Genomic DNA, 24,209 nt, shown 5'->3' on the forward strand with positions numbered 1-24,209 from the left:
GACGGCGTCGTGCACGACGCGCCGCACCGCCCGTGGGTCGAGGCGTTTGCCCCGGACACCGAGGAAAAGCGCGGGCTCGGCGCTCTCACCACCGCTTTCGGCGACGATCTTCGGCCGCCCTTCGTCGATCCAGTTCGTGAGCGCCTCCGCCGCCGGAACGCCGAACGGGACGACACGTTCCTTGCCGCCCTTCCCCAGCACCGTTACGACACGACGGGAGAAGTCGGCCCCGCCGACGTCCAGCCCGCACAACTCGGACACGCGGATGCCGGTGGCGTAGAGCAGCTCGACGATCGCGCGATCACGCAGGGCGACCGGATCGCGTTGCGCCGCCCCGGCGGCCGACGCCTGCATGACCTCCCCCGCCTGGCCGGCGCGCAGCACGCCCGGCAGGGTCCGGTGCGCCCGCGGCGCCGCGAGCCGCCCGCCCGGGTCCGTCGCCAGGACGCCGGTGCGGTGCGCCCAGGCGGTGAACGTCCGGGCCGACGCCGCCCGCCGGGCGAGCGTCGTCCGGCTCGCTCCGCCGGACTGCTGGGCGGCGAGCCACGCGCGCAGCCGGGCGAGGTCGAGCTCCGCGACCTCACCACCGCCGTCCACGACGAACCCCAGCAGCGAGACCGCATCGCCGACGTACGCCCGGACCGTGTGCGCGGACAGGCCGCGTTCGAGCCCCAGGTGCCGTTCGTAGGCGGTGACGACGGCCCGCACGGGCTCGGGCAACGCGGCCCGGAGCGCGCGCAGATCGGGACGGCGGGCCCGGCCGGAGCGTGGTGGCGGCATGATGTCACGCTGCGCGAACAACCGCCTTCGGTCAAGGATCGCCACGCGGCCCCACCGGACCGGCCGAACGGCGTCGACGATTTCGCCCGGATTTCGTCGTCGTCATGCGCTTTCCTTCCGGCGTCGCCAGCCGGACTCCCCACGGACCGCGAATCCGTCGATTTCCAGTTCGGGAAGCAGGGCCCGCACCCGCCGCAAGGGGAGCCCGGATTCGGCCGCGACCTCGGCATCGGACCGGTCGGCGCGCACAGCCAGTGCCTCGAAGGTGCGCAACGCTTCGGGCCCCAGCCGGTCGGTCCGCCGTTTCGGCCGGCCCGCGACGGTGTCCTCGGCGATGCCGAAACGCCCGACGGTCTCGAGGACCTGGTCGACGGTCGAGACCAGCGTCGCTTTGGCGTCGCGGATCAGTTCGTGGCAGCCGACGGACATCCCCGACGACACCGGTCCGGGCAGGGCCATCACCACCTTGCCGAAGGCGCCGGCGGTGCCGGCGGTGTTGCGGGCGCCGCTGCGGCGCCCTGCCTCGACCACCAAGGTGCCCTCGGTGAGGGCGGCGATGAGCCGGTTGCGGACGAGGAAGCGGTGCCGCGCCGGCGTGGTGCCGGGCGGGTACTCGCTGAGGACGGCGCCGCCGGAGCGGACGATCCGCTTCAGCAGCGCGACGTGCCCGGCCGGATAGCCGGCATCGACAGCGCATCCGAGCACGGCGACGGTGACGCCCTCGGCGGCGAGCGCACCTCGGTGCGCCGCCCCATCGATGCCGTACGCGGCCCCTGAGAACACGGGCACGTTCCGGCCGGCCAGCCCGTACGCGAACTCGGCGGCGTGGTGTTCGCCGTAGTCGGTCGCGGCACGAGCACCGACAATGGCCACGGCCCGATCGGCGGCGGTGCCGAGCGCAACCTCGCCGGCAACCCACAACGCCAACGGCGGCACGGCTTCGGCGACGCCACGTTGAGCCGCCTGGTCCAGGGCGAGCAGCGGCCAGTTGGGCCACTCGGCGTCCTCGGGGACGACCAGGCGAGCGCCGACCTCGGCGGCTCGGGCGAAGTCCTGGCTGACGAGGTCGTAACTTCGGCGAGCCTCGGTCTCTTTGAGCACTTCGTCCGGACAATCGCCACGCCGTACCCGTGCGGCTGCCGCCACCGGCCCGTGCGCGGCGACAAAGGCGACGACGGCGGGCGCCGGTGGCTCGGCGACCCGCAACAAGTACGCCCGCGCCTGCCGCACCTCATCGACACTCATGCCGCCACCCGCTCTCGACAGACCAGCACCGGACCGCCACCGTCGGCAAACGCAACGCCAGCCGACTCCGGCGGCTCGATCGCACGCCCCGGGAAAGCCACCGGAAAGCGCCCAGCAACGAAGGCGACCACCGCAGGCGCCGGTGGCTCGGCCACCCGCAGTCGGCACGCACGCGTCTGCCGCACCTCGTCGGTACTCAGGCCGCCACCCGCTGTCGAAGTGCCGGCGCCGGGCCGCGACTGTCGGCAAGCGCTCAGGCCGCCATCCGCTCTAGACGTGCTGGCGCCGGGCCGCCACCATCGGCAAACACAACGCCAGCCGAGCGGCTCGACCGCCCCTTCGAGGGAAGCCACCAAGAGACGCCCGGCGACGGAGGCAACCACGGCAGGCGCCGGTGGCTCGGCCGCCCGCACCGGGAACGCTCGGACCCACCGCAACTCGTCCTCGCTCAGGCCGACACCCGTTAACTCATCGGCGCTTAAGCCGACACCCGCTCTCGAAGGGTCAGCACCGGGCCGCGACCGTCGGCGAACGCAACGCCAGCCGAGCACAGCGGCTCGACCAACCGCGCCTGGAAAGCCACCAGAACGCGCGACGGAAACGACCACGGCAGGCGCCGGAGGCTCCGCCACGCGCAGCAGGAACGCGCGGGCCCACCGCAACTCGTCGGCGTTCGTGCCGCCGCCCGCGTGGAAAGGGGGCAGGACGCGCATAGCGGCGAGAGCGATCGCGGCGGGTGTCGGCAACTCGGTCACGAGCTTCCCAGCAGCCGACGTCCGTGTCGGCTCCTGGCGGGCGATGACGCCACCGGGAGCTGAGGACCGCTGCTCTGGGAAAGCCGAGCGCCCAAGCTCGGCGGCAAGGGCGACCACCGCAGGCACCGGAGGCTCGGCCGCCCGCAGCAGGGAACCCAGCAACTCGTCGGCGGTCATGCTGCCACCCGCTCTCGGAAGGCCAGCGCCGCGCCGACTTGTTCGGGGCCGGGGCGGGGTTCGGCGTCCAGGTCGGCCAGGGTCCACGCTATTCGCAAGCAACGGTCGGCTCCGCGGCCGCTCAGGGCTCCTCTTTCCATGGCTCGGTCCAGCACCGCCGTTGCGTCCGCCGGCAAGGCGAACTCGCGGCGCAGCGCCGGTCCGGGTACCTCCGAGTTCGACAGCCAGCCGTGCGCGCTCCAGCGCCGGGCCGCTCGTTCACGTGCCGCGAAGACCCGCTGGCGCACGGCTTCCGACGGCTCTGCCGCGCCGGTGTCGTGGGCGCTGATCGCGCTCAGCGGGCGCAACCGGACCCGCAGGTCGACGCGATCGAGCAGCGGTCCGGAAAGCTTGGCGAGGTAGCGGCGGCGAGCGCTCGGCGAGCACACGCAATCCGCATCCTTCGGCGGCGCGCACGCACACGGGTTGGTCGCGAGGACCAGCTGGAACCGGGCGGGGTAGGTGATCGATCCCTTGACCCGGGAGATGCGTACCTCGCCCTCCTCGAGGACCGTTCGGAGCGACTCGAGGCACTGGCCGCCGAACTCGCAGACCTCGTCCAGGAACAAGACGCCGCGGTGGGCCCGGCTGATTGCGCCCGGTGAGGCGATTCCGCTGCCGCCGCCGATCAGGGCCGGCACCGAGATCGAATAGTGCGGGGCGACGAAGGGCGGGACCGTGACCAGCGGCGAGGACTTCGACAGCGAACCGTCGACCGAGTGGACCGCGGTGACCTCCAAGGACTCCTCCGGCGTCAGGTGCGGGAGGAGGCCGGGCAGGCGCTTCGCCAGCATCGTCTTGCCCACGCCCGGCGGACCCGACAGGAGGAGATGGTGCCCGCCCGCCGCGGCGACCTCCAGCGCCCAGCGGGCCTCCGGCTGGCCGACGACGTCCGCGAGGTCCGGCACCTCCGGCGGTGTCACCGGCCCGGGTGGCTCCGGGTGGGCCAGCTCGGCTTCGCGCTTCAGCCAAGCCACGAAGTCCCGCAGATGCGGCGCGCCCGCGACGTCGATGCCGTCGACGAGAGCCGCCTCGACGAGGGAGTCCGTCGGCACCACGGCTCGCCCGTATCCGGCCTCGCGGGCCGCCAGCAGGCCCGGGAGGATGCCGCGGACCGCGCGGATGCGGCCGTCCAAGGCGAGCTCGCCGAGCAGCACCGTGCCGAGCAGCCGCGTGGCCGGGACCGCGCCCGACGCCGCGAGTACCGCCGCCGCGATGCCCAAGTCGAAAGCCGACCCCATCTTGGGCAGGTTCGCCGGGGACAGGCCGAGGGTGACCTTGCCGTCGGGCCAGGGCTGCCCCGAATTGCGGACGGCGGACCGGACGCGGTCCTTCGCCTCGCGCAACCCGGCGTCGGGCAGGCCCACGAGGGTGATCCGGCTCAGCCCGCCGCCGAGGTCCGCCTCGATCTCGATCACCCGGCCGTTGATGCCGAGGAGACCGGCCGACCACGCTTTGGCAATGGGCATCAGAACGCCGCCTCGATGTGCTGCAGCCGCGGACGGGTGCCCGGCTCCGCGAGGACGGTGATCACGTCGTAGCGGACGGCGCACCACCCCAGGCGGAACTCGCGGAGCCACCGTTGGGCCGCCCGGCGGACGCGGCCGGCCTTCTCTTCGGTGACCGTCTCCGTCGGGAGGCCGAATTCGGTGCCGGAGCGGGTTTTCACCTCGCAGACGATGATCCGGGTGCGATCGGTGAAGACGAGGTCCAGCTCGCCTTCCCGGCAGCGCCAGTTGCGGGCCAGCAGAACGAGGCCGCGGTCCTGGAGGTAGCCGAGGGCGATGTCCTCACCCCAGGCGCCCAGGTCGCGGCGGTGTCTCGCGAGCTCGTCGGTGCCCGTCATCGTGTTCGCCCCCTCGTCGGTTCGCAGCCGTCACCGGGGCGGTCCCGGTGATCACGGTGCGTGTCTTCGACGATGCCAGCGGGCGGAGGAGGCTCACCAGACCCGGATCGTGCAGCTGTGGACAACCGGGGTGTTGTGGACAACCGGGCCGCGGATCACCGCCGAAGCGCCCGGACTGTCGGAGGGGTCGCAAAAGAACCGCGCCGGCTCCCCCAGCGGGGTAAGCCGGCGCGGTCGGCCGAAGGCGGGACTAGCCCGAGAACGGGCCGTCTTCCGGAAGGCGGAGGTCCGGTTTGTCCAGCTCCTCGACGTTGACGTCCTTGAACGTGATGACCCGGACGTGCTTGACGAAGCGCGCCGGGCGGTACATGTCCCAGACCCACGCATCGGACATGCGGACCTCGAAGTACACCTCACCGCCGCCGTCGCGGACCTGGACGTCGACCGCGTTCGCCAGGTAGAACCGCCGCTCGGTCTCCACCACGTACGAGAACTGGCCGACTATGTCGCGGTACTCGCGGTACAGCGAGAGCTCCATCTCGGTCTCGTACTTCTCGAGATCCTCTGCGCTCATGAAATCCGCGCCCCTCCTCGGGATCGTGCTGCTGCTCCGCCGGCGGAGCGTTCATTGTGACCCACACCCGCGGCCGGGGCATGCAGCGGCAGGCTGAGTTGTGGCTCCAAGGCCTCGTCGAGGACCGCGGCCAGGCCGGCCGCACCGGGCGTCTCCATGGCCTTCTCCAGCGCCGCGTACGTCAGCAGGACCGGCCGCGCGGGACGCAGGCCGTGCTTGACGGCCACCGTGGCGACGTTCGTGTACGACCAGCGGTGAACGTCGCTGGGGCCGTGTTCGCGCAGCGCCGCCAGGTGGTCGGACGTGCTGTACCCCTTGTGGACGTCGAACCCGTAGTGCGGGAAGTCGTCGTGGTAGCCCGCCATGATGCGGTCCCGCGTCACCTTGGCCAGCACCGACGCGGCCGCGATGCAGGCCACCGAACGGTCACCCTTGATCACCGCCGTGTTCGGGGCCGTCAGGCCCGGCACCCGGAACCCGTCGGTGAGGATGTAGCCCGGCTGCACGCGCAGGGCCGCCGCGGCGCGGCGCATGCCCTCCAGGTTCATCACCCGGATGCCGTAGAGGTCGACCTCTTCGGTCGGGATGACGACCACCGAGTAGTCGACGGCCCGGGCGAGGACCAGGTCGTAGACCCGGTCGCGCGCCTTGGCCGTCATCATCTTCGAATCCGTCAGCTCGGTCAGCTTCGCCGCGTCGCCCTGCTTGAGCACGCAGGCCGCGACCACCAGCGGCCCCGCGCACGCGCCGGCGCCGGCTTCGTCCACGCCGGCGACCGGGCCGAGGCCACGGCGGTCGAGCGCGCCCTGCAGACCCCAGAAGAGGTCGCCGCGCACCACGGCTCGCGGTGGCCGGATCGGCTCGGCCGCCGTCAGGGGAACGGGAAGTGTCAAGGCTGGATCACCCGTCTGCCGGCTGAAGGCTAGGGTTTCCGCCCGGCCGCCCGGCGCAGTCCGGACTTGAGCTTGCGTCCGACGAACAACGCCGGCCACGCCGCCGCGATCCCGGCGCCGAGCGGGAGCCCGCTCTGCCAGGCCGGCGCCCCCAGGGCCGCCGGCTGCGCCGCTTCCTGCGGGTTGTGGTCGGAGATCCCGCCCCACCGGCTCGGCGGCAGGACGATGATCCGCGCCTTGCCGATGATGTTGTCGACCGGGACCGCGCCGTTCACGCCGCCGCCGCCCTGGAACCGGGAGTCGTCGGAGTTGTTGCGGTTGTCGCCCTGCACCCAGACCATCCCGGCCGGCACCTTGACCGGCGTGAATGTCTTCTGCTCCTGGATCGACGGGTTGTCCCAGTAGATGTACGGCTCGTCGAGCGACTTGCCGTCCACGACCATGCGACCCTGCTGGTCGCAGCACTGGACGGTCTGCCCGCCGACCGCGATCACCCGCTTGACGAAGTCGCGCTCGTCCGGCGGGGCGAACCCGACCAGCGAGCCGAGACCGCGCAGGCCGCGGACGACGATGTTGCCCGACTCCTGCGGCGGGATCTCGTTGTTGATCCACGCCGGCGGGCCCTTGAACACGATCACGTCGCCCGGAGCAGGCTCGGTGAAGTCGTAGGTGACCCGGTCGACCAGGATCCGGTCTCCGGTGCACCCGGGGCACCCGTGCAGGGTGGCCTCCATGGAGCCCGAAGGGATCATGAAGACCTTCGCGAGGAATGTCTGGATCAGGATCGTGAGCACCAGGGCGATCACGAGCAGGATCGGCAGTTCCTTCCAGAACGACCGTTTCTTGGCGGGCTTGGCTCGCCGCCGGCGGGATCCCCCGCGCTCCTCGGAGCGGGACAGCCTGGGCTTGTCCTCCTCGGAGCGATCGGGGTCATCCTCGGGAGCGTTCTGGGACACGGGTTCGGCCACGTCGTCAGGCTACCGGTAACGGGGTGGTGACTCAGTTAGCCGACGCCGTCTCGCGGTTCTCGCGCCGCTCCTTGATCTTGGCCTTCTTGCCGCGCAGGTCGCGGAGGTAGTACAGCTTCGCGCGCCGCACGTCGCCGCGCTTGTGCACCTCGATCTCGGCCAGGTTCGGCGAGTGCACCGGGAAGGTGCGCTCCACGCCGACACCGAAGGAGACCTTGCGAACGGTGAAGGTCTCCCGGATGCCCCCGCCCTGACGGCGGATGACCACGCCCTGGAAGACCTGGTTGCGCTCGCGGTTGCCCTCGATGACGCGGACGTGCACCTTGAGCGTGTCGCCCGGGCGGAAGTCCGGGATGTCGGAACGCAGCGACTGCTTGTCCAGCGCGTCCAGGGTGTTCATCGGTGGTCCGTCCTCGTCTTCGTATGGCTTGCGTACAGATCCCGGGCGCGCAACGGTGCCGCTGCGGGCGACCCGGGGGGCTGATGGCGGGCTCGTGGACGAGGAAGTCCACTCACGCCAACCTGTCAAGTATTACAGACCGGGATCGGGCCGGGAGAACCGGCCCTCGGCCTGCTCGGGGTCCAAGCCCTCCAGGACCCCGCGATCGTGCTTGTCGAGACTACCTTCCGGCAGCGCCGCCAGGAGATCGGGGCGGCGGCGGGCCGTGCGCTCGAGGGCCTGGTCACGCCGCCAGCGGTCGATCAGCGCGTGGTTGCCCGACCGCAGCACGTCCGGCACGGCCAGGTCCCGCCACACCTCCGGGCGCGTGTAGCTGGGCCCTTCGAGCAGGCCGTCGGAGAACGAGTCCTCCGCGGCCGAACGCGCGTTGCCGAGCACCCCGGGCAGCAGCCGGACGACGGCCTCGACGATGACCAGCACCGCCGCTTCGCCGCCGACCAGGACGTAGTCGCCGATCGACACCTCGTCCACCGGCATCCGGCGGGCCGCGTCGTCGACGACCCGCTGGTCGATGCCCTCGTAGCGGCCGCAGGCGAACACCAGGTGCTTTTCCGCCGCGTAGGCGTGGGCCAGCTCCTGCGTGAACGGCCGTCCGGCCGGCGTCGGGACGACGAGCCGCGTCCCGGGCGTGCAGACGTCGTCCAGCGCCGGACCCCAGATCTGCGGCTTCATGACCATGCCGGGGCCGCCGCCGTACGGCGCGTCGTCGACCGCGCGGTGCACGTCGTGCGTCCAGTCGCGAAGGTCGTGCACGCCGACCTCGATGAGGCCGCGGTCGATCGCCCGGCCCAGCAGCGCGGCACGCAGCGGGTCGAGGTATTCGGGGAAGATCGTGACGACGTCGATCCGCATCTCAGGCGTCCAGGAGCCCTTCCGGCGGGTCGAGCACGACCCGGCCGCCCGCGACGTCCACGGTCGGGACGATCGCGCGGACGAACGGCACCAGCACCTCGCGGCCGTCGACGTCGAGTTCCAGGAGCTCACCGGCCGGCGAGTGGACGATTTCGACGACCTTGCCGACGACCGTGCCGTCGGTCAGCTCGGCCCGCAGGCCGGCCAGCTCGTGGTCGTAGAACTCGTCGGGGTCCTCGGTCGGCGGCAGCGTGGCCGTGTCGGCGAGCAGCAGCGCGCCCCGCAGCGTCTCGGCGACGTCGCGGGTGAGGACCTCCTCGAAACGCACCAGCAGCCGCCCGCTGTGTTCGCGGGCGGCTGCGATGGTGAGTTCCCTCTTGCTGCCGTCACGCAGCTTCGTCGTGACGGCCGCACCGATCTTGAACCGCTCGTCCGGCGAGTCCGTGCGCACGTCCACCGCGAGTTCCCCGCGGATTCCGTGCGCCTTCGCGATGCGGCCGACTACGACGTCCATCCTGACCGTTTCCGAAAGGCTCAGCGGTCGGTGTCCACGACGTCCACCCGGACGCCGCGGCCACCGATGCCGCCCATGACGGTGCGCAGGGCGGTCGCCGTGCGACCGCCCCGGCCGATCACCTTGCCGAGGTCGTCGGGGTGCACGTGCACCTCGAGCGTGCGGCCACGGCGCGTGGTCAGCAGCTCGACCCGGACCTCGTCCGGGTTGTCGACGATCCCGCGCACCAGGTGCTCGAGGGAGTCCGCGAGGAAACTCACTCGGACTTCTCGCCCTCAGCGGCCTCCGCCTTCTCGGCCTCGGCCTTCTTCGGGGTGGACTTCTTCTTCGGCGTGGTGGCCTCGGTGGAGGGCTCCTCGCCGGCCGCGGCCAGCGCCGCGTTGAACAGGTCCTGCTTGGACGGCTTCGGCTCGGCCACCTTCAGGGTGCCCTCGGCGCCCGGCAGGCCCTTGAACTTCTGCCAGTCACCGGTGATCTCCAGCAGGCGCTGGACCGGCTCGGTCGGCTGCGCGCCGACACCCAGCCAGTACTGGGCGCGCTCGGAGACGACCTCGATCAGGCTCGGCTCTTCCTTCGGGTGGTACTTGCCGATCGTCTCGATGGCCTTGCCGTCCCGGCGGGTGCGCGCGTCGGCGACGATGATGCGGTAGTACGGCGCACGGATCTTGCCGAGGCGCTGCAGCTTGATCTTGACGGCCACGGGTGTGGGTTCTCCTCGAATCTCTCTGGTGCTGGGCTGGGCGCACGCGGGCCGAGTGGGGACACGGACGCGGGCACCCGAAGGTCAGGAGCTTTCGCACGGTGAGAGGGTCCGGCGGAAGCAGGCAGTGTGCCATTCTGCCAGACGGCGCTCACGGACCTAGAAAGAGGCCACCCCGAGGGCCCCGAGCAGGATGGTCAGCGCCGGGAGGAAGTTGTTCACCTGGTGCGCGACGATGCTGCCCGGCAGGCGGCCGGTGACCAGCCGCACCAGGCCGATCGGCACCGCGATGACCAGCAGCAACGTCGTCCGCAGGGGCTCGAGGTGACTGGCCGCGAACACCGCCGTCGACAGCAGGAACGCCGCGACCCGGCCCCAGCGCTCGCTGCGCCACTGCAGCTGTTCGGCGGCACCCCAGAGCAGGCCGCGGTAGATGATCTCCTCGCAGATCGGGCCGAGCAGCCAGAGGTAGACGAACATCACCAGGGCCGCGGAAATCGACATCCGGCGGTCCTCGACCAGCGCACTGATCGCCGACGTCGCGTTCGCGTCGCCGACCAGCTGCGTCCACAGGTAGGCGGCGAGGGTGGTGAAGACGAGCCCGACGCAGCCGTAGCGGAGGCCGGTCTTCACGTCGGCCCAGCGCCACTCGAGCCGCAGGTCGGCCACGGGCCCGTTGCCGCGGACGAAGGTGATCAGCACCGCGACGCCGGCCGCGATCATCGTCGGCAGCATGGTGCCGAGCAGCACGACGCGCATGGGCAGCGGGCCGGGACCGGTGTCGCCGACGAGGACGGACACGAAGGCCGCGGAAGCCAGCAGCACGGCCTCGACGAGCAGGAAGGCGCCGAAGCCCCACCGGTGCCGCGGCGCCGGCGGCAGGAAGGCGGTCGCGGCGGGCTCCTCGGGCTCGGGGAACGGCGCGGCGTCGGCAGCCGGGTCCCGGGGCTGGGAAGTGGTCACGCCTTGCCCTCCGCGTCGGTCGGCTCCAGATGCCGAGCCTAGCCGCCGGGATGTGATCTCACAGTATCCGTCCAGCTACTGTCCATCGAACTTCGCAACGTTCAGTGCGCGACGAACAGCAGCACGGCCGGCGGGAGGTTGTTCGCCGCGTGGGCGATCACCCCGGCGCTGACCCGGCCGGACAGGTGCCGGGCCAGTCCCATCGCGATGCCCTGGCCGAACAGGGCGATGGTGCGGGTCGGCTCGCCGTGCAGCTGGGCGAACACGAGCGAGGTGAGCACGAGCACCACCCACGGCGGGACCCGGTGCACCGACAGCGCATTCCACAGCGTGCCGCGGACCAGCAGTTCCTCGGTGATCGGCGCGCCGGCGATGACGATCACGGCCGCGAGCACCAGCCACACCGTGTCGCCGTCGAAGGTGTCGGCGAGGTCGGTCAGCGGGCTGTCGGAGACGTCGTCGGCGCCGTAGACCGCGATCAGCATCAGGTTGAGCAGGTAGCCGACGACCAGCGCGAGCACCCCGCAGGCGAGGCCGATCCGGACGTCGCGCCAGGTCGGCGTGAGGCCGAAGTCGGCGCGCAGCCCCTGCCCCCACCGCCACGAGCCCACCGCCGGGCCGAGGCCGAGCAGGAGGTTGGGCACGAACGCCAGGAGCAGGAGCGGGCCGATGTCGTGCAGTTCGAGGGGGTCGAACTCGCCGACGTTGCGGTTGACCGCCGCGGCGATGATCAGGTTGGCCAGGTAGTAGCCGGCGATGCCCGCGAAGAACGCCACGAAACACCAGTGCGCCCCGAGCACGCGCCGTGCGCCGTCGTCGTCCGTCACGTCTCCCACGCTAAAGTGCCGACCCCGCAAGGAAATCAGCGGGGGTCTAGGCGTACACGACGCCGCCGAGCACGATGTGCGAAGGATGCCGCAGGACGCCCAGGTCCTCGCGCGGATCGCTCGGGTAGACGAGCAGGTCGGCGGGCGCGCCGTCGTCGATGCCGGGGTGGCCGAGCCAGTCGCGGGCGGCCCAGGACGCGCTCGCGAGGGCCTGTTCGCGGGTCATACCGGCACGGTGGAGCGCCTCGATCTCGTCGACGAGCCTGCCGTGCTCGACCATGCCGCCGGCGTCGCTGCCCGCGAAGACGCGTACGCCGGCTTCGATGGCCGAAGCGACCATCTCGCCGACGCCGGCGTGCAGCGCGCGCATGTGAGCGGCGTAGGCCGGGTACTTGCCCGCCTTGTCCGCGATGCCCGGGAAGTTCTCGATGTTGATGAGGGTCGGGACCAGGGCGACGTCGTGCCGCGCGAGCTCGGCCAGCTGGCCGGCACCCAGGCCGGTGCCGTGTTCGAGGCAGTCGATGCCGGACGCGATCAGGCCCGGCAGCGCCGCTTCGCCGAACACGTGCGCGGTGACGCGGGCGCCGTGGTCGTGCGCCACCTTGACGGCTTCGGCCAGGACGTCGTCGGGCCACAGCGGTGCCAGGTCGCCCACCCCGCGGTCGATCCAGTCGCCGACGAGCTTGACCCAGCCGTCGCCGTCCCGGGCCTGCTCGGCGACCGCGTCCGGCAGCTGCTCCGGATCCGCCAGCTCGATGCCGAGGCCGGGGAGGTAGCGCTTGGCCAGGGCGAGGTGCCGCCCGGCGCGGATGATCGTCGGCAGGTCGGCCCGCCGCTGCAGCGGGCGGACGTCGATCGGGAGGCCGCAGTCGCGGATGAGCAGCGTCCCGGCGTTCCGGTCGGTGATCGCCTGCTCGGTCGCCTCGTCCAGCGACACCGGCCCGCCGACGCCGATGCCGGGGTGGCAGTGCGCGTCGACGAGGCCGGGCACGAGGAAGACGTCCCGGCCGAGGCTCTCGGCGTCCGGCACCGGCTCGAACGAGATCCGGCCGCCGGTGATCCACAGCTCCCCCGGCTCGCCGCCGGGCAGGATCACCCCGGCGGCGTGGAGCGCGGTGCTCAATTGTCCTTGGGGTTCTTCGGCAGCTTGAACTTCGACGGGTCGAAGCCCGGGACGTCGTTCATGCCGCCGAGCTGCGAGAGGTCGGGCATCCCGCCCGGCATCTGGCCGCCCGGGGGCAGCATCGGCATGCCGCCGGGGAAGCCGCCGCGGACCTTGGGCTGGGTCGGGCCGCGCCCGCCCTTCTTGCCCTTCTTGCCCTTGCGCTTGGAGCCGCCGCCCCCGCCGCCGAAGCCGAACCGGCCGGCCATCTGGGCCATCATTTTGCGGGCCTCGAAGAACCGGTTGACCAGGTCGTTGACCTCGCGGACGGTGACGCCGGAGCCGTTGGCGATGCGCAGCCGCCGCGACCCGTTGATCATCTTCGGGTCTTCGCGCTCGGCCGGGGTCATGCCGCGGATGATCGCCTGCAGCTTGTCCAGGTGCTTGTCGTCGACCTGGGCCAGCTGGTCCTTCATCTGGCCGGCGCCCGGGAGCATGCCGAGCAGGTTGCCGATCGGGCCCATCTTGCGGACCGCGAGCATCTGCTCGAGGAAGTCCTCCAGGGTGAGCTGGCCGCTGGAGAGCTTCTCGGCGGCCTTCTCGGCCTGCTTCTGGTCGAAGGCCTGTTCGGCCTGCTCGATCAGGGTGAGCACGTCACCCATGCCGAGGATCCGCGACGCCATCCGGTCCGGGTGGAAGGTGTCGAAGTCCTCGAGCTTCTCGCCGTTGGAGGCGAAGAGGATCGGCTGGCCGGTGACCTCGCGGACGCTGAGCGCGGCACCACCGCGGGCGTCGCCGTCGAGCTTGGTGAGCACGACACCGCTGAAGCCGACGCCGTCCTGGAACGCCTGGGCCGTGGTCACGGCGTCCTGGCCGATCATCGCGTCGACGACGAACAGGACCTCGTCCGGCTCGACCGCGTCGCGGATGTCGGCGGCCTGCTTCATCAGCTCTTCGTCGACACCGAGGCGGCCCGCGGTGTCGACCACGACGACGTCGTGCTGCGCGCGCTTGGCCTCGGCGATGGCGCGGCGGGCGACGTCGACCGGGTCCCCGACGCCGTTGCCGGGCTCGGGCGCGAAGGTGACGACGCCGGCGCGCTCGCCGACGACCTGCAGCTGCGTGACGGCGTTCGGGCGCTGGAGGTCGCAGGCGACCAGCATCGGCGCGTGGCCCTGCTTCTTCAGCCACATCGCGAGCTTGCCGGCGAGCGTCGTCTTACCGGCACCTTGCAGACCGGCCAGCATGATCACGGTCGGCGGGGTCTTGGCCAGGTTCAGCCGGCGCGTCTCGCCGCCGAGGATCCCGACGAGCTCCTCGTTGACGATCTTGACGACCTGCTGCGCGGGGTTGAGCGCCTGGGAGACCTCGGCGCCCTTCGCCCGCTCCTTGATCCTCGCGATGAAGGTCTTGACCACGCCGAGGGCGACGTCGGCCTCCAGCAGCGCGATGCGGATCTCGCGCGCGGTGGCGTCGATGTCGGCGTCGGACAGCTTGCCCTTGCGCGTGAGCGTCTGCAGGGCGGCGGTGAGCCGATCGGAGAGGGTGTCGAACACGGGTGTGCACGCTCCAGCTGGGTCGATGGTGGCGCGCCGGACGCGGCCGGCCTTGTCGAGGGTAGTCGCTCCTGCTCCTTCTCCTCGCGGGTGTGCGCGCGCTAGTACGCATGGGTTAACTACCGTTCGACGCACTTCCGAGTGATTCCAGGAAAATTGGTGGCGCGGCCGCCGAATTTTAGTAAACATGGGTGCATGACCTCAGTCCCCGTCCTGAGCGAACCGGCCGGCGACACCGACGAACCGGTGCCGCTGTGCCGGATCGCCGGGTTGTTCCGCCCGCACCGCGGGCCGCTCGCCGCGCTGTTCGCACTGATCGTGGTGCAGGCCGGCCTCGGCGTGGTCTCGCCGTTCCTGCTGCGCGAGATCCTCGACGACGCCCTGCCGCACCGCGACACGCTGCTGATCAGCCTCCTGGCAGCCGGGATGATCGCCTGCGCGGTCGGCAGCGGCTCGCTCGGCGTCGCCACCACCGGCCTGTCCAACACCATCGGGCAGCGGGTCATGAACGAGCTGCGCGTGTCCGTCTACGGCCACTTCCAGCGGATGTCCCTCGGCTTCTTCACGCGGACGAAGAGCGGCGAAGTGCTCTCGCGGGTGTTCAACGACATCGGCGGGGTCGACAACGTGATCACCACGACGGCCGGGTCGATGGTGCAGAACGCGACCACGACGATCGCCATCGCGGTGGCACTGGTCCTGCTCGACTGGCAGCTGGCGGCGCTGTCACTGATCGTCGTGCCGCTGTTCCTGCTGTTCACGCTGCGGCTGGGCAAGAAGCGGCGGACCCTGGCCCGCGGCCGGACCCGCCGGATGGCCCGGCTGACGACGATGGTCGAGGAGTCCCTGTCGGTCACCGGGGTGCTGCTCGCCAAGACGATGGGCAACGAGCGGGCGATGCGGGAGCGCTTCGGGGCCGAGTCGCGGGAGATCGCCTCGCTGGAACGGGCGGCCGCGCTGGCCGGCCGCTGGCAGACGGCGTCGCGGGCGATGAGCCTGACGGTGATCCCGGCGCTGGTCTACTGGATCGCCGGGCTGGCGCTGGCGGGCGGCGCGTCGCCGATCTCGCTCGGCACCGTCGTGGCGTTCACCAGCATGCTCAACCGGCTGGTCGCGCCGGCGAGCGCGATGCAGACCATCGGGCAGAACGTGGCGACGTCGAAGGCGCTCTTCGGCCGCATCTTCGAAGTCCTGGACCTGCCGGCGGAGATCGCGGACAAGCCCGGTGCGCGTGAGCTGGAGGTGCGCCGCGGCGACGTCTCGATGCGGGGCGTCTCGTTCCGCTACGACGAAGACGGCCCGCCGACGCTGCAGGAGATCGACCTGGACGTACCGGCCGGGACCACGACGGCGCTGGTCGGCTCGACCGGCTCGGGCAAGACGACGCTCGCCTACCTCGTCGCCCGCTTGTACGAGGTGAGCGGCGGCTCGGTGACGATCGACGGCACCGACGTCCGGGACGTCACGCTGGCTTCGCTCGCGGCCGGTGTGGGGCTGGTGTCGCAGGAGACCTACCTCTTCCACGACACCGTGCGCGAGAACCTGCGCTTCGCCAAGCCGGACGCGACGGACGACGAGATCGAACGGGCGGCGAAGGCCGCGCACGTCCACGACACCCTGGCCGGCCTGCCGGACGGGTACGACACGGTCGTCGGCCAGCGGGGCTACCGCTTCTCCGGCGGCGAAAAACAGCGGATCGCCATCGCCCGGATCCTGCTGCGCAACCCGCCGGTGCTCATCCTCGACGAGGCGACCAGCGCACTCGACACCCGCACCGAACGCTCGGTGCAGGCCGAGCTCGACCGGCTCGCCGCCGGCCGCACGACGCTGACGATCGCGCACCGGCTGTCCACAGTGGAACACGCGGACCAGATCGTGGTGCTGCACGAAGGGAGGATCGCCGAACGCGGGACACACGAGGAGCTGCTGGCGCGCGGCGGGCGTTATGCCCGGCTGGTGGCGGGAACCACCTAATGTGGGGCCATGCAGACCGAACCGGCCCGGACCCTTGACGAGACCGCCACGCGGATCACCGCGGACGCCGAACTCGCCGACCTGTCCCGGCGGGTGCGTGAAGGCGTCGGACGGCTGAACTGGCGGATGCGCGCGGAAGTGGACCGGCACAGCCCCGGGCCGGCGGTGCTCGCGGTGCTGAGCCGCCTCTACCGCGCGGGCACGCAGACGCCGACCGAGCTGGCCGAAGCGGAACGGCTGCAGCCGCAGTCGCTCACCCGCATCCTGGCGTCGCTCGATCTCCGCGGCCAGATCGAGCGGACGCCGGATCCCGACGACGGGCGCCGTTCACGGATCAGCATCACCGAGGACGGCTTGGCCGTCCTGCGCCGGTACACCACGCAACGCGAACGCTGGCTGGCCGAGGCGCTCGAATCGACGTTGTCGCCGACCGAGCGGCAGCTGCTCCGGCTGGCCGCCGACCTGCTGATCCGGGTCGCGGACGCCTGAAAGCTGCCGTGGAGACCCCTCGATCCCTCCACGGCAGCCTTCGGACACCCCCTGTTGTCCCGCACCGCCTCCCCGCGGTGCGGGACGGGTTCCGGAAACGGGCCGCTCCTCCTCCGGCCCGCCCCGGAACCCTGGCGCCTGGACGGCTCACCTCCCCAGGGGCCGTCCGGACTTCCCCCCTCGCCAGCGATCCGGTATCCGCTGGCAGAAGGAAGTCTGCCGCGCCGAGGGGTGGCGGGTTCAGTGTGAGAACCCTCAATTACCCGTGGGTAGTAATACTCAGGACGTCTTCGTGCGGCTGCGCGTCGCGGCTCGCTTCGCCGTCGTACGCGCCTTCGCGGCCCTCGAAGCAGCCGCCTTGGCCTTGGTGACGGCCGCGTTGCGCGCATCCTCCGCTTCGGCGGCGCTCTCCTGCAACGCCGCCAGCAGGCGGGTTACTCCCTCGGCCTGTTCGGCGGCCGTCGGCTGGACGACCTCGGCGCCGTCGATCTTCGCCTGGACCAACGCCTGGAAGGCCTCGCGGTAACGGTCGGGGTAGCGGCCGGGGTCGAACTCGCCGGTCAGCTCCTCGACCAGGTTCACCGCACGCCGCAGCTCGCCGGGGCGGATGTCGACGTCGGCGTGCTGGAACGGGAAGTCGGGGGTGCGCACCTCGTCGGGCCACCGCATCGTCTCGAGCACGATCACCTGGTCGCGCACGCGCAGCGCGCCGAGCGTCTCGCGGCGGCGCAGCGCGACCGTGACCAGCGCGAGCCGGCCCGACTGCTGGAGTGCCTCACTGAACAGCACGTACGGCTTCGTGCCCGCCGGTTCGGGTTCGAGGTAGTAGCTCTTCGCGAACCAGAGCGGGTCGACGTCGGGCACCGGCGCGAACCCGCGGATGGCGATCGTGCGGCCCGCCATCGGGAGCGACGCGAGCTCGTGGTCGGACAGCAGGACGACGTCGCCGCCGGGGACGGGGTAGCCGCGGACCATCTCCTCCGGCGGCACCTCGGCGCCGTCGACCTCGCACACGCGCTTGACCCGGATGCGGCCACCGTCGGACTCGTGCACCTGGTGCAGCGGGATCTCCCGCTCCTCGGTGGCGCTGTACGCCTTCACCGGGATGGCGTAACTGCCGAATCCGATCGTGCCCGTCCACACTGCGCGCATCCGTGCCACCTCCGCAGCTCCCAGGCTAGACAGCGGCCGTGGCGGATCGACAGCTACAAACGGGTGTCAGGCGCGACGGATTCGCTCACACATTCGAACGACGGCGTGACCTCGTCGAGCGCCTCCGCCGAGCACCGGGAGGCGATCGCGGCCGCGCGGAGCACCTCGGTGACCACCTCGACGTCCAGGGGCGGCGCCGCGGCGAGGGCGTCCGAGCCGCCTTCGACCCGGGCGGCGAGGCCGGCGAGCGCGTGGGAAATGGCTTCCTGCCCGGCGACCAGCTGGGCGACGACGTCGGTGAGCTCGGCCGTCGTCGCGCCCGGGCCGCCGCACCGCAGTCCGGCGGCGAGTTCCTCGGCGCAGGAGCGCAGGTGGGTCGCGACGACGGTCGGCGGCAGCGTCAGCCGATCCTGCATCGCTCACCCCCTCGAGCCGGTCGAAGCAGCCATAGTGCCACCGCACGCGCCGTGATCGGACGCGACACACCGCGGGCGACATATTTGACCGAGCGTTCTCGATGCGGCTAGGGTTTCGATCATGTCCCGGGTCAAGGAGTTCGACGTCGGCGAAGCATGCGACGGCGCGCTCACGCTCTTCCGGCGCCAGGGGTACGAGGCGACGTCGGTCAGCGACCTCGTCACGCACCTCGGCGTCGCCAAGGCCAGCCTGTACGCCACCTTCGGCACGAAGCACGACCTGTACGTCACGGCGTTGAAGCGCTATGCGGAACGGACCGACGCGCGGGTGATGTCCCAGTTGTCGGAGCCGGGTTCCGGGGTGGCCGCGGTGCGCCGGCTGTTCGACGGCTACACCGCGGAAATCCTCGGCGACGAAACGAGAATGGGCTGCTTCGTCGTCAACGCGGCGATCGAGCTGCTCCCCCACGATCCCGACGTCGCGCGAGTGGTGGAACGCAGCTGGGACACCCTCGAGGTCGCCCTCACCATGGCGCTGGAACGCGCGAAGGCCCAGGACGAACTCCCCGCCGGCAGCGACCCGGCGACGCTGGCGCGTTTCCTGCTCACCGTGCTCCAGGGACTGCGCGTCCTGGGCAAGGGCACCGACGCGGCGAGCCGGGTGGACGCGGCCGTCTCACAGGCCCTGCGCCTGCTCATTCAAGACTGATCGGACCAGAAAGAAGGTACACGATGGGGGCACGTTTCGCGGGCAAGGTCGTCCTGGTGACGGGCGGCGGCTCGGGCATCGGCCGGGCGACGGCGCGGGCGTTCGCGGACGAAGGCGCGACGGTGGTCGTCGCCGGGCGCGACGGGCAGCGGCTGGCGTCCGCGGTGGCGGAGATCGGTGGCGACGCGAGCGCCGTGACCGTCGACGTGACCGACTCCGCGGATGTCGCGCGGATGGTGGAGACGGTCGTCGCGCGGCACGGCGGGCTGGACGTCGCGTTCAACAACGCGGGCATCCTCGGGGCACCGGCGCCGGCCGCGGACCTCGGCGAGGACGACTTCGGCGCGGTGCTGGGCACGAACGTCACCGGGACGTGGCTGTGCCTGAAGCACGAGGTCGCGCACATGCGGGCGCACGGCGGCGGCGCGATCGTCAACATGGCGTCGAACATCGGCGCACACGGCCGGCTGCCGAACATGGCGGCCTACGCGGCGTCGAAGGCCGCGGTCAGCGCGCTGACCAGGACGGCGGCGCGCGACCACATCGCCGACGGTGTCCGCATCAACGCGGTCAGCCCAGGCGCGACCGACACGGACATGTCCCGGCGCCCCGGCGAAACGGACGCCGATCGCGCCGAGCGGCTGAAGAGCGCGATTCCGCTGGGCCGGGTGGGTGCCACCGCCGAAGTGGCGGCCGCGGTGCTGTGGCTGGCTTCGGACGAAGCCGCGTTCACCGTGGGGCACGACCTGGTGGTCGACGGCGGCGCGACCGCCTGAGCGGCCCCACCCGGGCCCGCGGATGCGGGTCGGCCGGATCCTCCTCCGGCGCGAATTCACGACTCACGGTTGCGCATGGTGACGATTCCTCTCTCGGGCGGAAACGGACGGGATGCACGGCTGGGATCAGGACTCGCGGTTGCGCACAGCACTTCTCCTTCCGGCGCGCGGACGGACGGGGGCCCGGCGGCTCAGGACTCGCGGTTGCGCACGACAGCTCTCCTCTCGAGCGCGGATGAACGGAGGTCACACAGCTCAGGACTCGCGGTTGCGCACGGCGGCTCTCCCTTCGGGGCACGGTCGGACGGGGATCGCATCGATTCAGGACTCGCGATTGCGCACGACAGCCCTCCTCTCGAGCACAGGCGGACGAGGGGCCCAGCTGCTCAGGACTCGCGGTTGCGCATGACGGCCTCCCTCCGGCGGTTCGCGCGGACTTCGGGACTCGGGGGCCTCAGGACTCGCGGTTGCGCATGGCGGTGGCCTCCCTTCACTGCTCCGAACGTGTGGCAATCATCGATCGCGGCCGCCCGGTGTGGTGGGGTGGATGCGGATCGTCGGATCACCCAGGGGAGTTGCACCGCCTTGAGTATGGACGGCGCCCGTCCGGCCCAACCCCGCGCGGGACGGATCCGTGGGGTGCTGAACCCTGCTCACTGGACCCTCTGGCGGCAGCGCGGGTCGCTGATCTTCTACTGCTTCCTCGTCGAATCCGTGGCGCTCGTGGCCACCGGCTGGACCGCCGTCGCCGTCCCCGTGCGCGGGTGGGACCTGGCCGTCCTCGGCGTCCTCTCCGGCCTCGGTGTGCTGCAGGCCGAGCTGGGCCGGAAGATCGAACGCGTCCGACGTCTGGTGTCCGACACCCCGCACATCAACCTGACGTCGGTCTGGACGTTCGCCGGCGTGCTGCTTCTGCCGCCCGCGCTGGTCACCGCGCTGATCGCCGTCCTCTACGTGCACCTGGCAACGCGCAGCCTCGCGCGGATGAAGCGCGTCCCGCCGTTCCGGACGACGCTGAACGCGACGCTGGTCGTCATCACCTGCTACTCCGCCGAACTCGTCCTGGGCCGCCTCGGCGTCCCGGACATGTACTCCGCGCTGACGGCGGGCTGGCGCGGCGTCACGGCCATCACGCTGGCCGCGGTGACGTACTTCCTGGTCGCGGCGATCACGATCCTCCCGGCGCTGACGATCACCAAGCGCACGGTCAAGGCGTTCTTCGGCGGCCTCGGCGACAACCTCCTCGAGGTCGCGACGCTCTGCCTGGGCCTGCTCACGGCGTTGACGCTGGCGACGCTGCCCGCGCTCGCCGTCGCGATCGTGCCGCCGCTGCTGGTGCTGCACCGGGCTGTGCTGATCAAGCAGCTGGAGATCGCCGCGACGACCGACGAGAAGACCGGCCTGTTCAACACGACCGGGTGGCACCTGCTCGCTTCGCGCGAACTGGCCCGCGCCCAGCGCAGCACCCGCAGCACGTTCGGCGTGCTGATGATCGACCTGGACTACTTCAAGCTGATCAACGACGAGCACGGCCACCTGGCCGGCGACACCGTGCTGCGCGCGGTCGCGGCGACGATCAAGAGCGCGGTCCGCGACTACGACTCGGTCGGCCGCTTCGGCGGCGAGGAGTTCGTCGTCCTGCTGCCGGACATCGGGCCGGCGGCGGTGCTGGCGGTGGCCGAGCGCATCCGCTCGGCGATCGAGTCCCTGCGCGTCGAGTACGAGGACGGCACCGGCATCCGCGCGATCGGCGGCCTGTCCGCCTCCATCGGCGTCGCCACCTACCCGGACGGCGGAACGGCCGTCGACCGCCTGCTGCAGGCCGCGGACAAGGCCCTCTACCGAGCCAAGGACGCGGGCCGCAACCAGGTGGTCGACGGCACGGCGATCGCCTAGGAAGCCGCCGGTTCCAGCCGCCAGAGGTCACCGAGCCCCGGCCGGCCGCTCGAGGTCGGTCAGGGAACGGGACGAGCACCTCGCCGACGCTCCGGGAACTGCTGCGGCACCGATGCCCGGAATTCCGCGACTCGGGCAAGAACGCATTCTCGACCAGCCGGAGCGGACGCGGCGGAGCAATTACCGCGTTGTTCGAAGCCGCGGGTGCTCGCGGCTTCGAACAACGCACTCAGGAAGCCGCATTCAGGACGGCCTGCTCCACCTCTCGGCGCCAGCCCGGTTCGATGCGGCCGCTCCGGGGCGTCACCGCGAACGAGTCCACCACCGCGCCGCCCAGCGTCGATGCCTTGGCCCAGCGGACCTCCGCGTCGCACCTGCGCAACGCTCCCGCCACGCGGAACAGCAGGCCGATGCGGTCGGCCGCGCGCAGTTCCAGGACCACCGTGTCCGGGCCCGTCGTCTCGTCGTCGAACCACAGCACCTTCGGGGCGACGGGAGCCGGCAGACCGTAGTCACGCTCCTTCGCCGCCAGGCGCTGGGTCAGGGGCAACGTGCCCGCCACCGCCCGGGCGAACTGCTCCCTCAGCAGCGTCGCGTCCGGCAGGGAACCGAACTTCGGGGACGCCGTGAAGACCCCCGCGCGGCCGCCGTCGTGGCCGCGCAGGATCGCCGAATGGACCTCCAGGGAATTCAGCGCCAGCACGCCCGCCGCCGGGGCCAGCAGCTCCGCCCGGGCCGGGACCGCCAGGAGGACCGTCACCACCTTCCCGTGCGAACTGATCCGGATTTCGCCCGTGCCCGACGCCACCGCCGAGGCGACGAGCTCGCGCTGTTCGTCGTCCATCGGCGAGGGGGCCGTGAAACCCTTGCCGTGCAACACTTCTTCGCAGCCTGACACCAGCTCCGCCAGCAGGCGGGCCTTCCAGTCCGTCCAGACCCCGGGGCCCGTCGCCAGCGAGTCGGCCTGGGTCAGGGCGTGCAGCAACTCCACCAGGACGAGGTCGCTGTCCAGGGTCTTCACCACCCTGGCCACCGTGGCCGGCTCGCTGATGTCGCGCCGCGTTGCCGTGTGCGGCAGCAGGAGGTGGTGGCGGACCATCGCCGACACCGTTGCCGCGTCGGCGGTGGACAGCCCGAGCCGGGTCGCGACCTGGGCCGAGATCTTGGCGCCCAGCTCCGAATGGTCGGCGTCGCGGCCCTTGCCGATGTCGTGCAGCAGCGCGCCGATCAGCAGCAGGTCCGGGCGGGACACCGTGGTCGTCAGCTTGGCCGCCTCGACGCACGTGCGCACCAGGTGGCGGTCGACCGTCCACTGGTGCACCGGCGAGCGCGGCGGCAGGTCGCGGACCGCGCCCCACTCCGGGAACAGCCGGGACCACAGGCCCGTCCGGTCCAGGGACTCGACCGCGTCGACCAGGCCCTCCCCCGCGCCCAGCAGCTCGACCAGGGCGTTCAGCGCCTCGGCCGGCCACGGCGTGCGCAGCTCCGGCGCCGACTCGGCCAGTGCCTTCAGCGTGCCGAGCGCGATCGGCTTGCCCGTGCGTGCCGACGCCGCCGCGACCCGCAGCAGCAGCGCCGGGTCCTTCGCCGGGACGGCGTCGCGGGCCAGCGCCACCTCGTTGCCGTGCAGGACCACGTTTTCGGCCAGCGGTGTCCGGGCCGGACGCCGTCCGAAGCGCGTCTTCGGAGGATCCACAGTGGACCGGAGGGCGACGTCGAGTGCATACGCGATCGTGCGGCCCGCTCCGGAAAGCTTGCGGGCCAACGTGAACCGGTCGCCGAAGCCGAGCTCGGCGGCGACCAGCTCGGCTTCCGGCGCGGACAGGACGTCCCGTTCGCGCCGGATCTCGCGCCGCAACTCGGTGCGGACGTCGAGCAGGAGTCCCTTCGCCTCCAGGAGTTCCTCGCCCGGACGCGCGGTGAGCTGCGCCGCGGCCAGTGCTTCCAGGACGGCGAAGTCCCGCAGGCCGCCCCGGCCGTGCTTGAGGTCCGGTTCGGCGGACTGCGCGATTTCGCCGCTGCGGGCCCAGCGCTGCCGGACCGACGCCGTCATGTCCGGGATCTGCTTGCGCGCCGTGCGGCGCCACTGGTCCCGCGCCGCGGAGACCAGGCGGCCGCTCAGCTCGGCGTCCCCGGCGAGGTGCCGGGCGTCGAGCAGGCCCATGGCCACGCGCAGGTCCTCCGAAGCGACCTTCAGCGCCTCACCCGGTGTGCGGACCGAGTGGTCGAGCCCGATTTTCGCGTCCCACAAGGGATACCAGAGCGCGTCCGCGATCTCCCCGACGCCGCTGTTGCCGTTGTGCACCAGCAGCAGGTCGAGATCGGAGAACGGCACCAGTTCCCGGCGGCCGAGCCCGCCCACGGCGACCAGCGCGACACCCGGTTCCGCGGTGTCGACGCCGGCCGCCGAGGCTCCCCTGCTCAGCCAGAACTCGTAGAGGTCGACCAGGGCCGCCCGCAGTGCGGACGCCCCCAGCCTCCCGTGCCTGCCCTCGAGCAAGCGCTCGGTGGCCTTGACCAGTTCGCCCCCGTCGGCCATCCCAGAC

At 71.7% G+C, this 24,209-nt stretch carries 24 protein-coding genes; 5 read left to right on the forward strand and 19 right to left on the reverse strand.

What is annotated here, in order from left to right:
• From CCN39_RS05245 to ffh, 16 genes are all read right to left on the reverse strand, one after another.
• Positions 1–780, reverse strand: a 780-nt coding sequence (locus tag CCN39_RS05245) for a tyrosine-type recombinase/integrase (RefSeq protein WP_086838949.1), incomplete at its 3' end; no start/stop codon positions are given.
• Between the two features lie 102 nt (positions 781–882).
• Positions 883–2,025 (reverse strand): DNA-processing protein DprA, encoded by a 1,143-nt coding sequence (gene dprA / locus CCN39_RS05250; RefSeq protein ID WP_208630145.1) that lies wholly within the window; start codon positions 2,023–2,025, stop codon positions 883–885.
• 928 nt (positions 2,026–2,953) lie between these two features.
• Positions 2,954–4,465: a YifB family Mg chelatase-like AAA ATPase gene (locus CCN39_RS05255; protein WP_086838897.1), complete on the reverse strand. Its 1,512-nt coding sequence runs from the start codon at positions 4,463–4,465 to the stop codon at positions 2,954–2,956.
• Positions 4,465–4,842, reverse strand: coding sequence for a YraN family protein (locus CCN39_RS05260; protein ID WP_086838899.1), 378 nt, complete (start codon positions 4,840–4,842; stop codon positions 4,465–4,467). Before CCN39_RS05260 ends, CCN39_RS05255 begins: the two co-directional genes overlap by 1 nt.
• Before the next feature lie 250 nt (positions 4,843–5,092).
• Positions 5,093–5,416, reverse strand: a complete 324-nt coding sequence (locus CCN39_RS05265; RefSeq protein ID WP_003096226.1) for a DUF2469 domain-containing protein — start codon at positions 5,414–5,416, stop codon at positions 5,093–5,095.
• The gene (locus tag CCN39_RS05270) at positions 5,413–6,255 is read right to left on the reverse strand and encodes a ribonuclease HII (RefSeq protein WP_086838901.1); all 843 of its coding nucleotides are present in this window, start codon (positions 6,253–6,255) and stop codon (positions 5,413–5,415) included. The genes CCN39_RS05265 and CCN39_RS05270 overlap by 4 nt, the downstream gene beginning before the upstream one ends.
• Before the next feature lie 83 nt (positions 6,256–6,338).
• Complete coding sequence (lepB, locus tag CCN39_RS05275) at positions 6,339–7,277, reverse strand: signal peptidase I (protein ID WP_086838903.1); 939 nt, start codon at positions 7,275–7,277, stop codon at positions 6,339–6,341.
• 31 nt (positions 7,278–7,308) lie between these two features.
• The gene (gene rplS / locus CCN39_RS05280) at positions 7,309–7,677 is read right to left on the reverse strand and encodes a 50S ribosomal protein L19 (RefSeq protein WP_013223853.1); all 369 of its coding nucleotides are present in this window, start codon (positions 7,675–7,677) and stop codon (positions 7,309–7,311) included.
• Positions 7,678–7,809: 132 nt separating this feature from the next.
• Complete coding sequence (trmD, locus tag CCN39_RS05285; protein WP_086838905.1) at positions 7,810–8,589, reverse strand: tRNA (guanosine(37)-N1)-methyltransferase TrmD; 780 nt, start codon at positions 8,587–8,589, stop codon at positions 7,810–7,812.
• Position 8,590: 1 nt separating this feature from the next.
• Positions 8,591–9,103, reverse strand: coding sequence for a ribosome maturation factor RimM (rimM, locus tag CCN39_RS05290; protein ID WP_086838907.1), 513 nt, complete (start codon positions 9,101–9,103; stop codon positions 8,591–8,593).
• A 20-nt stretch (positions 9,104–9,123) separates the two neighbouring features.
• Positions 9,124–9,363 carry an RNA-binding protein gene (locus CCN39_RS05295; protein ID WP_003103110.1) on the reverse strand — a complete coding sequence of 80 codons (240 nt, stop codon included), beginning with the start codon at positions 9,361–9,363 and terminating at the stop codon, positions 9,124–9,126.
• Positions 9,360–9,803: a 30S ribosomal protein S16 gene (gene rpsP / locus CCN39_RS05300; protein WP_086838910.1), complete on the reverse strand. Its 444-nt coding sequence runs from the start codon at positions 9,801–9,803 to the stop codon at positions 9,360–9,362. The genes CCN39_RS05295 and rpsP overlap by 4 nt, the downstream gene beginning before the upstream one ends.
• 159 nt (positions 9,804–9,962) lie before the next feature.
• The gene (locus CCN39_RS05305; protein WP_086838912.1) at positions 9,963–10,766 is read right to left on the reverse strand and encodes a CPBP family intramembrane glutamic endopeptidase; all 804 of its coding nucleotides are present in this window, start codon (positions 10,764–10,766) and stop codon (positions 9,963–9,965) included.
• A 101-nt stretch (positions 10,767–10,867) separates the two neighbouring features.
• Positions 10,868–11,593, reverse strand: coding sequence for a CPBP family intramembrane glutamic endopeptidase (locus CCN39_RS05310; protein WP_086838915.1), 726 nt, complete (start codon positions 11,591–11,593; stop codon positions 10,868–10,870).
• 46 nt (positions 11,594–11,639) lie between these two features.
• The gene (locus CCN39_RS05315) at positions 11,640–12,716 is read right to left on the reverse strand and encodes an amidohydrolase family protein (RefSeq protein WP_086838916.1); all 1,077 of its coding nucleotides are present in this window, start codon (positions 12,714–12,716) and stop codon (positions 11,640–11,642) included.
• A complete protein-coding gene (gene ffh, locus CCN39_RS05320; protein ID WP_086838919.1) occupies positions 12,713–14,251 on the reverse strand; it encodes a signal recognition particle protein in 1,539 nt (512 codons plus the stop codon). The genes CCN39_RS05315 and ffh overlap by 4 nt, the downstream gene beginning before the upstream one ends.
• Positions 14,252–14,446: 195 nt before the next feature.
• On the opposite strand from ffh, the gene CCN39_RS05325 reads away from it, so the two are divergent.
• Together CCN39_RS05325 and CCN39_RS05330 are read left to right on the forward strand one after the other, a co-directional pair.
• The gene (locus CCN39_RS05325; protein WP_086838921.1) at positions 14,447–16,225 is read left to right on the forward strand and encodes an ABC transporter ATP-binding protein; all 1,779 of its coding nucleotides are present in this window, start codon (positions 14,447–14,449) and stop codon (positions 16,223–16,225) included.
• 9 nt (positions 16,226–16,234) lie between these two features.
• Positions 16,235–16,714, forward strand: coding sequence for a MarR family winged helix-turn-helix transcriptional regulator (locus tag CCN39_RS05330; protein WP_086838923.1), 480 nt, complete (start codon positions 16,235–16,237; stop codon positions 16,712–16,714).
• Positions 16,715–16,993: 279 nt separating this feature from the next.
• Here the strand turns inward: CCN39_RS05330 and ku are convergent, their stop codons facing one another.
• A complete protein-coding gene (ku, locus tag CCN39_RS05335) occupies positions 16,994–17,866 on the reverse strand; it encodes a non-homologous end joining protein Ku (RefSeq protein WP_208630146.1) in 873 nt (290 codons plus the stop codon).
• A gap of 53 nt (positions 17,867–17,919) precedes the next feature.
• Positions 17,920–18,282 (reverse strand): hypothetical protein, encoded by a 363-nt coding sequence (locus CCN39_RS05340; protein ID WP_086838928.1) that lies wholly within the window; start codon positions 18,280–18,282, stop codon positions 17,920–17,922.
• A 121-nt stretch (positions 18,283–18,403) separates the two neighbouring features.
• Between CCN39_RS05340 and CCN39_RS05345 the strand changes: the two genes are divergently transcribed.
• From CCN39_RS05345 to CCN39_RS05355, 3 genes are all read left to right on the forward strand, one after another.
• A complete protein-coding gene (locus tag CCN39_RS05345; protein WP_086838929.1) occupies positions 18,404–18,991 on the forward strand; it encodes a TetR/AcrR family transcriptional regulator in 588 nt (195 codons plus the stop codon).
• 23 nt (positions 18,992–19,014) lie between these two features.
• A complete protein-coding gene (locus CCN39_RS05350) occupies positions 19,015–19,767 on the forward strand; it encodes a glucose 1-dehydrogenase (protein WP_086838931.1) in 753 nt (250 codons plus the stop codon).
• A 591-nt stretch (positions 19,768–20,358) separates the two neighbouring features.
• The gene (locus tag CCN39_RS05355; protein ID WP_086838933.1) at positions 20,359–21,663 is read left to right on the forward strand and encodes a GGDEF domain-containing protein; all 1,305 of its coding nucleotides are present in this window, start codon (positions 20,359–20,361) and stop codon (positions 21,661–21,663) included.
• 229 nt (positions 21,664–21,892) lie between these two features.
• Here CCN39_RS05355 and CCN39_RS05360 read toward each other — a convergent pair whose 3' ends face one another.
• Positions 21,893–24,202: a [protein-PII] uridylyltransferase gene (locus CCN39_RS05360; protein WP_086838935.1), complete on the reverse strand. Its 2,310-nt coding sequence runs from the start codon at positions 24,200–24,202 to the stop codon at positions 21,893–21,895.
• Positions 24,203–24,209: the final 7 nt, after the last annotated feature.

The sequence above is a fragment of the Amycolatopsis kentuckyensis genome (genome assembly GCF_002155975.1).
Classification (GTDB): domain Bacteria; phylum Actinomycetota; class Actinomycetes; order Mycobacteriales; family Pseudonocardiaceae; genus Amycolatopsis; species Amycolatopsis kentuckyensis.